Raw genomic sequence first — 12,270 nt, 5'->3', positions numbered from 1 at the left:
GGCGGGTCCGGGCTGTGCAGCAGACTGAGCAACTCATTCGAGTCGAGCTCCATCGGGTATTTTGACGGCAATGGTTCATCCATTCATAAGACGGTTTTTAACGTACTCTCACCGGATCGGTCGTTATCGCCCTCGGAGTGGCCAGACCGGACTCGCGTCATCAAGATAGAGCTCGCTTCGATCCGACCGTCGCCCGGTATTCGTTCGCCAGCGAGAAGTCCGAGTCTTCGATGCCAGCGACTGCGTTCGCGATCAGTTCCGAGTGGTCCTGCAAGACTGTAGCTTTGACCGAACTGTCCGTCACCACAGGTTCTTCGATGTCACTTCCTACCGCCGACGTTGCAGCGCGGAGCAATTTGAGCGCTTCCTTCTGCTGCCAGGGCGTCAGCGGTTGTGACGTCACCAGGTCGATGACGAACGTCCGAGTCACTGGCGTCACCTCTATCGACTGCACCGATGATGCAGCGAGAATTGGCGTGCGACGGGGCCGACCCAGTGGAATGACCGTCTGCGGTTCGCCAGCCAAGAAGTCCCCCGGCAGCTCATGGGCTTTCGCTGCCATCAGAGAAACCTGGGCCGAAACTGCCGACCCCTTGAACCAACCGCGACCGACAGTGACCAATCCTCGATCGGCGAGATGGCGAACCGCGGGCAGAAACTTTGCACTGGTCTGCGGCGTCAGCTGTCCGATGCGGTGACCCTCTACGCGTACCTCGACGAGCTTCTTCTCGGTCTTCGCTGTGCTGACGTCGATTTCGTGCAACGTGACCAGCAGTTCGAGCTCACCCTCCGGCTCGACGAAATGCCGGAGGATCTCGAAATGCTCGTCGACCTTCGTCACCTGAACCGAGTATCCGTGCGGCAACATCGTGTACGGCACGTCGGGAGGTTCGTTGCCAGGAATAATCAGGTGTGGCTCGCTTAGTTGCACGTCGATGTTGATGGCCAGATCGACTGGGCTACCCGGCCTGTCATCCCACCGGTTTTGGTCGTAAGCGCGAATGCTCGCAGGCACCGTCGGAACGAGTCCTCGATCGATGAGGCCAATCAGCCGGCTATGGAACAGAATTGCCCGCTCACGAGCCAGGTAGCCGATCAAGTAGTTCGACGCCCGAACTGACACAGCGTATCGATCGTGCGGGTTTCCGGGCTCAGGGATCAACTCGACCGTGCGTCGAACGGTTGAGCCCGACGGGTCGAAGTCCGAACCCAAGGTGGCTTGGATTGCATCGGTATAGGCGTGGACACCGACAACTTCTTCGTTGCACCAGTCTCCCCGACCGCCCCACAACGGGTAGGGCTGCCACTGCCCACCTGCACTGCCCATCGAAAGTCTCCTCGTCTCGCCGAACAGGCAGCACGCTATCCGACCGGACGTACACCGCAGCACTGAACCACCCAAGCGGTCTGATTGACGTCATTCGTCCGAATGAATCCATCGCCGCGACTGGGAACGATCACCGTGACGAGCCCAAGTGGGCCATCCCCTTTCGCTCAAGCGACGGCGTCAGCAAGGCGGCCATACAGATCGTTTCCCACCCTTGCATCATGTCCGACTGTCACCGCCCGCATCCGCAGCTTGTCCAACGCAGCGCGGTGAACAGCCGCTACTCCAGCCAGATCCGCTGCTCGAAGCCACCGCGCTCCGCGCGTTTGTCCACAGCTAGGTTGTCGAGAGCCTCGTCGCTCAATCCGAGATGCGCGGCGAGTGCACGGACGACCTCGAGGACGTCGGCCAGCTCCTCAGGCCGGTTTTTCGGCGTTGCGTCACGAAACTCGTGCGCTTCTTCAAAAAGCTTGTTGATCAACGCATTTCCATAATCCTCAGCCTCAAGGGTTCGATATTTCGGGACACGACCCGAGGCTTCTATGATCGACGGAATCAAATCACGAACAAGTTTTCCCATGCTCAGTAGTGTGCAGGTGTGTCTACTCCGTCGCCCACTGATCCCCTGACACTTGGGCAGCACCTGGTCAGCGTTCTCGACTCTGGCGCACGGGTCGCCACCTACAAGCTGGCCGTGTTGGTCGCTCTACTCGAATTCTCGGTCGAGAACGTTCCCGATGACCATAGTTCCGCCGCGGACGTCGATCTCGACGACTTGGCCGAGCGCGTCGTCGGTCTCTACTGGCGGCAGGTCCGTGACTTCGACGGTCATTATCTCCGCCAGTCGACGCAGGCGAGAGCAACGATTCCCGACACTGTCCGCGAGTTTGCTCGTGCTACGGCAACCGCCGGCCGAGAAGCGCCTTTGGACATCGCGGCCCGGAGAAACCCCGGCTTGTTCCGCGAGATGATCAAGAAGGTGAAGCTTGTTCTCGTGCAACAGCCGCTGCATCGACTGCAACGAGTTCCGGGCGGGTACACGGGCGAGTCATTTCTGTTCGACGACAGTTGGATGAGCGCCAAGATGGGCACGAACACCGTCCTGGCCCATGGCAACCAGATCACGCTGTACCCCGGAGTGTGTTTTGCGCTGGCGCGACTGTCCTCGTTGCTCAAGCCCGCATTGATGCTCGCATGGGTCGAAGATGTCCGGCGAAAGAACAGCTTCCTCGACGAGGACGTGCCAGATCTCGAAGGCCACCTGTTCGGCAACAGCCGAATCGCACTCGTCCGTCCCAAAGCCGCTTTGATCGAGGCCTTCGGTCCGACGTGCTTCTACTGTTCGGCGCGCGTGGGGTCGGACGCCCATGTCGATCACGTACTCCCGTGGTCGAGGGTGGGGATCGACGGTCTCGCGAACTTGGTGTTGGCATGCCCATCGTGCAACACAAGCAAGTCTCAGCTGTTGCCCGCGCAATCACACGTCCTACGTGCGCTCGACCGCGGCCGCGATTCCATCACCGAATTGGCTGCAACCATCGACTGGCCAGCGCAATTCGATCGAGTGGTCACATCAGCACGGGGGCTCTACGCGTCTCAACCAGAGGGCTCCCCAATCTGGTTGAGTCGAAACAAGTTCACAGCTCTACTAGTCGATTTTTCTTGGCTGCAGGGGTACTGCATCGAACTATCGGACATCGCGGAACACGAGTAGCCGACCAGTTCAAAGTTGATTCTGAGGTCTCCGTCGCGCCCCTTCGACAACGTCGATTCGCGGACATCGCCGGCATTCCGTGGAACGTTCCCACAACTAGCGACGATCTCTTACGGTGAGAGCAATGCCGTTCTGCCACCCACCAGTGGAGCGGCAACGACCGAGTAGTGCGGAGATCCGATGACCCAGCCCCAACCGACTGACGCGACTCACCGAATAGAGGAAGGTGGCCTCGTCGTCGAGTTGTTCGCCCATCCTGCGGTGAACCTCGCGCTGGTCCACAACGGGGTTCCTCTGATCACGGCTCTGTCCATCCGGAATGCGTCGAACCAAGACGCAATCGACGTCCAGGCGTCGGTCCAGTTGTTCGGGCGTGGGCATCCCATCTCTCCAGAGTTCGACGAGGTTAACGACGGTCCGCTGGCTCCGGGCTCTGCTCTTCAGTGGGACAACTTCGCCGAAGTCGTGCCTGAGGTCGATCATCTGCAGGAACTCAACGAGAGTTACCCGGCGACCATCTATGTGAGCGTCAAGCACTTGTGGAGTCGACCGATCCAGCTCAAGGTGCCCATCAGGGTTCTGGCACACAACGAGTGGTTCAACGCGCCGGTTTATTACTCGTCCTTGTCCGCCTTCGTGCAGCCCAACACTAGGGCCGTCTCGTCGGTCCTCGCCATCGCCAGCACACTCCTGGAGAATCAGAGCGGCAACTCGTCGCTGGGTGGATATCAGTCCGGGCCAGAGCGCGCCTCCTATATTGCAGGCGCGATCTACGAAGCCCTCCGATCTAAGGGCATTCGATACATCAGCCCGCCTGCTTCGTTCGAGCAGTCCGGCCAGAAGATCCGCACTACAGCGCAGGTGCTGGAGGAAAGGTTTGGAACCTGCATCGATTTGGCAGTCACGTATGCCGCCTGCCTCGAAGCCGCCGGGCTGCGGCCTGTGCTGTGGCTCAAACAGGGTCACGCGTTCGCAGGCTTCATGCGTGAGGAGACGAATCTCGCGAGCGCCACGGTGACCGATACGAACACGATGGTCAACCTCGTGGAATCGAATACGGTCGTCCCCGTCGAGGCTCAGTTCTACGACACCGCGCGAACCGGGACTTTCGCCAGTGCCGTCACCACGGCTCGACGACACTTCGCGTCCCCGGAGACACTAATGGGCGTCACCGCGGTAACGACGGCGCGCAAAGACGGTATCCGGCCGCTCCTGACTCAGGACGAGGTCGTGATGGAGACAGTGGATGACGACTATGCCGCCGAGGCGGGAAGCATCGAGCTTCCGACAGATCTGGTCCGAGCTGCCGCTGAGCACGACGCAGTGTTCGACCCCACCGATAACTCTCCGGCTCGCGTGCAGAAGTGGAAACGATCTCTGCTGGACCTCAGTACCCGAAACAGGCTGCTGAATCTGAAAGCTGCCAAGGAGGTCATCGATCTCCACATACCGAAATCCGGTCTGGCAATTCTCGACGACCTCGTTCACGCCAACGTAGCCATCGAGCTGATGCCCAACGACGAGATCAGCGACATCCACGAGCTCCGGGGTGCCCGTCTGGCGCAGAACATTGACAACGATGTGCTGCTGGAATACCTGCAGAAGAGCAAAAAGCTTTATGCCGCTGTCACCAAGGCGAAGTACGCGACTCAGCTCAAGAGTCTGCAACGGTCGGCCCGAACGATGTTCGAGGAGACCGGATCGGCCAATCTCTTTCTGACTTTCGGTGCGCTCATCCACACCACGTCTACCGGACGCGAGGCGCGAGCTCCCCTGTTTCTTCTCCCGGTCAAAATCACGGGAGGCACCGGGAATGCACCGTTCAAGGTCGCAATCGACTCGTCGGAGACCTCCAACCCGAACTATTGCCTGGTCGAATGGCTACGTCTGAAACACAACGCATCCATCCCTGCGCTGGAGAACCCGCCGACCGACGACTCGGGAATCGACATCGATCTAGCTCTGCAGCAGATCCGGGGTTCGTTGGTCGAGCACAACTTGTCGTTCCGCATCGACGAATGCACATCACTCGGGATCTGCCAGTTCGGCACCTTCGGAATGTGGAAAGACCTCGACGAACACTGGGAGACACTGCAGAAGAGCCCGATCGTGCACCATCTCATCCACTCCGCAGGCGAGTCCTTCATAGACGATGCCCGCCCGAATGGCCAGGACCTGGACAACGTGCCGGTCGAGGAGATCGAAGTGCCCGTTCCCATTCCGGCGGACGGATCCCAGCTACGCGCCGTAGCACTCGCGGCCGATGGACACAGCTTCGTACTCGAAGGTCCTCCTGGTACGGGAAAGTCGCAGACGATTACCAACCTGATCGCCCACACCCTCATGCAGGGAAAGTCGGTGCTGTTCGTCGCCGAAAAGCAGGCAGCGCTCGATGTGGTGAAGCGACGACTCGAGAAGATCGGCCTATCCGATTTCACACTTGACCTACACGGCAAAAACCAGCGACCACAAGCCATTCGTGACCAGCTGAAGAAGGCCATCGATCTGGACGCACACTACAACGAGCGGTTGTGGCAAGCCAGCCTCGCCACCATGCGTTCGCGACACGCGCCGCTCGCGGAGTATCCGAAAGTCCTGCACGACACGAACGGAGCGGGCCTGTCCATGTGGTCGGCCACCGACACCGCGATGGGTCTGCCAGACGGTCCTTCAGCGGACATCCCCCACAGCTTCGTCGCGCAGCCGGCGGTTCCCATCGCCGACATCGAACACTCTCTACGACTCTTCGCTCGATCCGCGCGGACCGCTCGTCCGACGACCGATAACGAATGGAACCTGGTCGGGGCCCTCGACGACGCAATCTCCGAATCGACGTTATTCACCCTCGCCACCGGAATGGACCGAGACCTCGCTTCTGCGCACTCGTCCGCGTTCGCGCGTGGCGCGCTCGAACGGGCGACCGACGCAGCGTCCCTCCACACAATGGCGGACAAAGCCGAACAACTGTCTCGGTTTCCGTCTCCTTCAATTGAGCTGCTGGACAAAGCATCTCGCAGAGACTGGGATGGCGAGCGAGACGCTCTTCTCCGTTGCATCAACGATTTTCAGAATTCCGTGCGGGCGGTATCCGACACCTTTACACCCTTGTTCGTCGCCACCGGCGAAATCGAGCCCGTAGTCGTGGCCGCGACCGAAGCGACCCACGGGCTCTTCGGCAAGAAGAAGCGGGTCGAGGCCTTCCATCACCTGACCGCGTCTCTTGTCGCGCCTGGCGTGTCCCTCACCCCAGAGCAGGCTCTGCCTCTACTGCAGACGCTTCCGGGCGCACGGTCCGACGCTCTTGACGTCAGCAGGCGCATGACGGACCTTTTGCTCGACTTCGCCCCGCAATGGTGGAGCCCATTCGACCCCACTGCCGCAGTTCAACTGCAGCCGCTCATCGAGCACGTGGAGAAAACGTCCGCGATGCGACGAAACGATCCGGCGTCGTGGTCGTTCATTGTCGAATGTGGGTCAATTTCCGAGATCGATATTGCAACGGTGCGTTCGCTCGCCGCGGGGTGGACGCAGTGGATCGCTGCGCTCGGCACAACCCCGGAGTCGCTCGCCCGCTGGCTCGGGGACGATCCTTGGCACCGGAAGTTGTCGAAGGACTGCCGGCGGTGGGTCGACTCTCTCGGCGTCGACGGCATCCACACAGTTCAGCAGTATTCCTCGACGACTTCGTATCTGGACCCGCTCAGGTCGGCCGGCCTGCAAGACTTCGTCACTCAGTTGCTCAGTGGGTCGATTTCGTCGTTGGACGCCGAGCTCTCCTTCATTCGCGGTGTGGCCGCGACCTCCGCACAAGAACGCCGGCGGCGAGCCGGTCTGGTGCACTTCGATCCTGAGCAGCGCTACGGCGAGGTCGACGATTTCTCTGCTGCGGCCGACGCTCAACGTACGGAGCAAGTGGTGGCGCTTCGATCACTTCTGTTGGGACGCAGGCCGTTCAAGGCAGGGCAGCTGACAGATGAGGTGGGCAAGTTGCGTCGCCTGCTCGATGCGAAGCGTGGCGGTCAAACGTTCCGCCGATTGATCACTCGGTACCCGGACCACATCGTGTCTGCAACGCCGTGCTTCTTTGTCAGCCCGACCTCGCTGGCACAGTTCGTCCCGCCAGGGACAGTGACGTTCGACGTGGTCGTGTTCGACGAAGCATCACAGGTGACCGTCCCCCAAGCAGTGGGTGCCCTGGGACGTGGTCGGTCGGGTGTCATCGTCGGCGATTCGCAGCAGATGCCACCGACCGCCGTCGGCAAGGCGACGGCCGGCGACGGCGACGACGTGTTGGACGACGAGGAAGTAGTTCCAGAAGATCTCGACAGCATTCTCTCCGAAGCCGTCGAATCCGGGATCCCACGCCAGTGGTTGTCGTGGCATTACCGGAGCCAGGACGAGTCGTTGATCGCGTTCTCCAACGAAAAATATTACGAAGGCCGCCTGGCCAGCTTGCCCACACCAGGCGGGGACGAGTCGCTCGGTGTCGAATGGCGTCGCGTCCAGGGACATTTCAACCGCGAGAACACCAAACAACGCCATCGAACCAACCTCGTCGAGGCGGAAGCGATCGTTGGGGAGGTGCGTAGGCGACTTGCGAACGCGCACACGGCCAACGAGAGCATCGGAATCGTCACGTTCAACACTCAGCAGCAGACTCTCGTACGCGATCTTCTGGAGGAGTGCCGAGACCCCCTGGTGGCGGAGCAGCTCAGAGAAGACAAAGAAGACGGCCTCTTCGTGAAGAACCTGGAGAACGTGCAGGGCGACGAAAGGGACGTCATTCTGTTTTCGACGGCGTTCTCCAAGAAGCCAGGTGACTCCAAGCTCGTACTTAATTTCGGTCCGCTGACCCGAGCCGGTGGTGAGAAGCGGTGGAACGTGGCCATCACTCGGGCGCGGCGCAAGGTCATCGTGTTCACCTCGTTCGATCCAGCGGATATCGACCTGAGCCGAACGAACTCCGTCGGTATGGCACATCTGCGTGGTTACTTGGAACGGACCGCGCAGCTCGGTGAAGTCACTGAGACCGACGTTCGGTGGGAGTCGGTCGACGCCGTCCTACGCTCGCTCGGTCAGAGCCTGATCGAACGCGGCTACGAAGTACGCCCAGGATACGGGTTGTCCGATTTCGTGCTCGATCTTGTTGTCCGTCAACCAGGCAGTGCTCATTGGCAAGTAGCGGTGCTGACAGACGGACCACAGTGGGCAAAACGCCCTACCGTTTCCGACAGGGACATGACTCCCCAACTCCTCCAGTCAATGATGGGGTGGGGCGGTCTGGTTCGTGTCTGGCTGCCGGAGTGGATCGACAACCCGAACGTGGTTCTCGATCGAATTTCCGAAGCGGTTGCGCGCGCAGCGCGGATCGACGAAGAACGCGCAGCACGTCGTGAGTCCGAGGCCGAGGATTGGCAAGCATCCATCGACGAGCTGACCGACAATTCCACCCTCGACACCCCCGACGCAGATTCAGAAGTCTCCGCGGACACAGAGCTCGAGAACGTGCCCGCGCCTGCAGAACCGGATTTCGAGTACGCCAGGATCGCGAGTGCCATCGAGGAACAACATCAGATACGCCTGTCCAGTACGCGCGACATCCACGAGAAGGGCACGCTGTATTTGGAGGCACCGACGACGCGGCTGGGCGGACGCGAGGATCTCGAACGGGACCAGTCTCCCAGCGTTCGCGCAACTATCGTCGACGCGATTCGAGCCGTTGTGGAGATCGAGGGCCCCATCGAAGTAGACAGGCTGTGTCGGCAGATCGGCACTCGTTTCGGCTTCGATCGCTTGCGCGCCGCTCGGAAAGAACTGATCGAGCGGTGCATTCCCGGCGAGCTGCTCCGCAGTGGCCGGGGCGGCGACTTTGTCTGGCCAGCAGGTTTGGACTCCGAGTCGTGGCGCGGGTTCCGCATCACTCAAACGGGACTCACCCGACCACTACCGGAGATCAGTCCGGAAGAGATTGCCAATGCGATGATGTTCGTGGCGGACGGCAGCGCCCTGGCGCAGTCGGATCTGTTTCGTCAGACGTTGGCCCAGTTCGATCAGAAGCGTCTCACCGCGCAGACCGTCGAGCGACTCCGCCTTTGCCTCGATCTCGCGCTACGCACAAGCCGAATGATGCAGGTCGGTGAGCTTTACGCGAGCGGTTCCTGACTCCACCTCCGAAATGCACCTCGATTGAAAGGCTCAGTGCCGCATGACCTTGGACGAGTTCCTTACCGACGCCGCGAGTAGGTCTGCGGACAACGCGGTGACGCTGACCATCAGGGACTTGCTTGGCCGGTGGGGAGCGAAACGCCGCGATCCGGACACGGTGCAGTCCATTTCGTCGGACCTTGCTGCGTATGGGCTGCAGACGTCACCGTCGTTCGAGGTGAGTTGGATCGACACGGAAGTCATACTGATCGCTCATACTGCGTCTGGCGTGCCCAGTACCGATGATTGGGAACCTCGGCCAACCTCGACAGACACCGAGGATGTGTCGCTGACCGTCTCGAGTTTGCAATCCGCGACCGCTGGGGTCACGCGTGTACGGCCCGACGAGAGCGTGATCAAGGCAAGGTCACTCATGCATCGCCATGACTTTTCGCAGCTACCCGTGATGAAAAGTGAACGCGCCCTGGTCGGCGTCATCAGTTGGGAATCCATCGCAAAGGGTCGGCTCGACGGCGATGTCGACACTGTGAGCAGTGTGCTTGCACCCGCTGCGACCGTTGCTTTGACAGCCGACCTCCTCGCATCCATTCCTCGCATCATCGAGTCCGGATACGTATTCGTGGAGGACAACACGAAGCGGGTAACCGGCATCGTCACGACCTCAGATCTGAGCCAACAGTTCGAACTACTAGCCGGCCCGTTCTTGCTGATCGGCGAGACCGAGAGGCGGTTGCGTCGACTGATCGACAGGTGGTTCTCGGTCGACACCATCAAAAATGCGGTCCACGACTCACCAGAACGCCGCAAGCAGGTGGTGAACGCCTCTGGCTTGACCATCGGCGAGATGATGAAATTGTTTGAGCCCGAATCCCACTGGAAAACGCTGAGCTCTCTGGCCGATCGGAAGACCTTTCTTCAGGCTTTGGATGAAATGCGGCGGTTGCGAAACGACATCATGCACTTCAACCCGGACCCACTCGATCAAACGGCCATCACCGGAACTCGGCAGTTTGCCAAGTGGTTGGAGTATTTGGACTCCGCCGCGGTCGCGAAGGAGTGATTTGAAACCCCGAGCAATCATCTGACTCCACGTCGAAGGAGCCGAAGCAGATCGGCCAAACGGTAGTCTCGTTACGTCAACCTTCTCGATCGATAGTTGAGATATCACCAGGCTCCTCTTCGCTGACAACTGCCAACAATAATGAAAAAAACAGGAGAACGACATGGGCTTTCAGACTCCCTTGTACGAGCTGAATGACTACCTGAAGTGGACCTTGAGTGGGAGAATCCAACTTCCGGATTTCCAGCGTGGATACAAGTGGGAGGACGAGAGAATTCGTCAGCTCCTGGTTACCATTTTGCGAGGTCACCCACTCGGAGTTGTAATGCTTCTCCAAACGGGGAACGACCAGATACGATTCAAGCCCCGACCAATCGAGGGTACGCACATAGCGGATGGCACTGCTGCCGACCTGCTCTTACTTGACGGACAGCAGCGACTCACCTCGCTGACGCAGGCACTTACCGGAACTGGGATCGTACATACGATGGACAGCCGTGGAAAGCTGATGGACCGCCGTTACTACGTCGACATGTCGTTGGCCGTTCAGGGCGACGATCGTATCGACGAAGCGGTGCTATCAATTACCGGCGACGGGATCGAGCGGACCAACTTCGGCAAAGATGTCGTTCGGGACGTCTCGACGGCAGACAAAGAGCGAAGCGCAGGCCTTTTCCCTGCTCGTCTACTCTTCGGTGACGCGATGTCGTGGTTGTTCGATTTCGATGATCGGGATCTCGCCAAGCAATTTAATGCCGACATAGTCAAACCTGCTGGTACTTATAATATTCCCGCGATCGAGCTGGGCAAGGAGACGAGTAAGTCTGCGGTCGCAACCGTATTCGAGAAGGTCAACGTTGGCGGTCTACCGCTCAATGTTTTCGAACTGCTCACGGCTACATTTGCCGGAGATGCGAAATATTTCGAGGCAAACGGCACTGATTTTCGCCTGAATGATAATTGGAAAGAAACCAAAGCCAAGTTCGCAAAGTACCCCGTTCTTGCAGGCCTTGAAAGTACAGACTTTCTACAGGCGGTCAGTCTTCTCGCAACAAGAAAACGTAACTTGAGGGACAAGAGCAATCGACCACCGGCCGTTTCTGCGAAGCGCGAGGATGTACTGAAGCTTTCACTTGAGGATTACCTGGAGTGGGTAAAACCGCTACAAGAGGCTTTCGTTTGGGCCTCCGATTTCTTGGCGGATCGCCACATATTCGATACTCGATTTCTTCCCTACCCGAAGCAGCTGGTTCCGCTCGCAACCTTGCGGGTAGTGCTTGGAAAATCAGCAGACCTACTCGGGCCGCGAGACAAACTCGTTCGATGGTTCTGGTGCGGAATACTCGGAGAACTGTATGGCGGTGCAATTGAGACCCGTTTTGTTCGAGACCTGGAACAGGTACCGTCCTGGGTGCTCGGAGACGATGGTGCCGCTACACCAAATACGATCAATGACGCGACATTCGTCGAATCAAGACTGCACTCTCTTCGCACTCGCCAGGCAGCAGCATACAAGGGCCTGTACGCATTACTTCTAGCAAACGAGGCTCGAGACTGGATGGAGGACAAGGCGCTTGACAAGGTTCAATACGTCAGTTTGGCAGTAGATATCCATCATATCTTCCCCAAGAAGTGGTGCGCCAGTCATCAAATCGATGATGAAAGACGTGAGAGCATCGTCAATAAAACTGGCGTTTCAGCGGTCACGAACAGGACGATCGGCGGCGCTGCACCATCGAGCTACTTACTGCAAATCCAGAAAAAATCGCAAATCGGGGCCGAACAATTGGATAGCATCCTTGAGGCGCACCTTGTCCCGTCCGCCGCTTTACGAACAGATGACTTCGAATCCTTCTTCATACAAAGAAGATCTCGAATCTGCGATTTAGTGGAGAAAGCGATGGGCAAGGACGTACCTCGTGATGTGGGTGGTGACGCCGAGGAAACCTCCGATCGCTTCGAAATTGGGGAGATAGAGGAACTCCCGGACGAAACCGACTGACT

At 59.1% G+C, this 12,270-nt stretch carries 6 protein-coding genes; 4 read left to right on the top strand and 2 right to left on the bottom strand.

All coding sequences use genetic code 11. The features are described from left to right. Nucleotides 1-160 precede the first annotated feature (160 nt). Together CH291_RS26575 and CH291_RS18050 are read right to left on the bottom strand one after the other, a co-directional pair. Nucleotides 161-880, bottom strand: a complete 720-nt coding sequence (locus CH291_RS26575; protein WP_143545945.1) for a hypothetical protein — start codon at nt 878-880, stop codon at nt 161-163. Nucleotides 881-1,607: 727 nt separating this feature from the next. Next, a complete protein-coding gene (locus CH291_RS18050; protein WP_094688236.1) occupies nt 1,608-1,907 on the bottom strand; it encodes a nucleoside triphosphate pyrophosphohydrolase in 300 nt (99 codons plus the stop codon). 18 nt (nt 1,908-1,925) lie between these two features. Here CH291_RS18050 and CH291_RS18045 point away from each other — a divergent pair, with 18 nt between their 5' ends. The 4 genes from CH291_RS18045 to CH291_RS18030 all read left to right on the top strand — a co-directional run bounded on the left by CH291_RS18045 (nt 1,926) and on the right by CH291_RS18030 (nt 12,268). After that, nucleotides 1,926-3,041 (top strand): HNH endonuclease, encoded by a 1,116-nt coding sequence (locus tag CH291_RS18045; protein ID WP_094688235.1) that lies wholly within the window; start codon nt 1,926-1,928, stop codon nt 3,039-3,041. A 180-nt stretch (nt 3,042-3,221) separates the two neighbouring features. After that, the gene (locus CH291_RS18040) at nt 3,222-9,203 is read left to right on the top strand and encodes a DUF3320 domain-containing protein (protein ID WP_094688234.1); all 5,982 of its coding nucleotides are present in this window, start codon (nt 3,222-3,224) and stop codon (nt 9,201-9,203) included. Nucleotides 9,204-9,246: 43 nt separating this feature from the next. Beyond that, nucleotides 9,247-10,266: a CBS domain-containing protein gene (locus CH291_RS18035; protein ID WP_094688233.1), complete on the top strand. Its 1,020-nt coding sequence runs from the start codon at nt 9,247-9,249 to the stop codon at nt 10,264-10,266. 163 nt (nt 10,267-10,429) lie between these two features. Beyond that, the gene (locus tag CH291_RS18030; protein ID WP_094688232.1) at nt 10,430-12,268 is read left to right on the top strand and encodes a DUF262 domain-containing protein; all 1,839 of its coding nucleotides are present in this window, start codon (nt 10,430-10,432) and stop codon (nt 12,266-12,268) included. Nucleotides 12,269-12,270: the final 2 nt, after the last annotated feature.

It is taken from the genome of Rhodococcus sp. 14-1411-2a, from assembly GCF_002259485.1.
Classification (GTDB): Bacteria; Actinomycetota; Actinomycetes; order Mycobacteriales; family Mycobacteriaceae; genus Rhodococcoides.
Note: the sequence above shows the minus strand (reverse complement) of the source record. Positions and strands in the feature narration are given on the sequence as shown.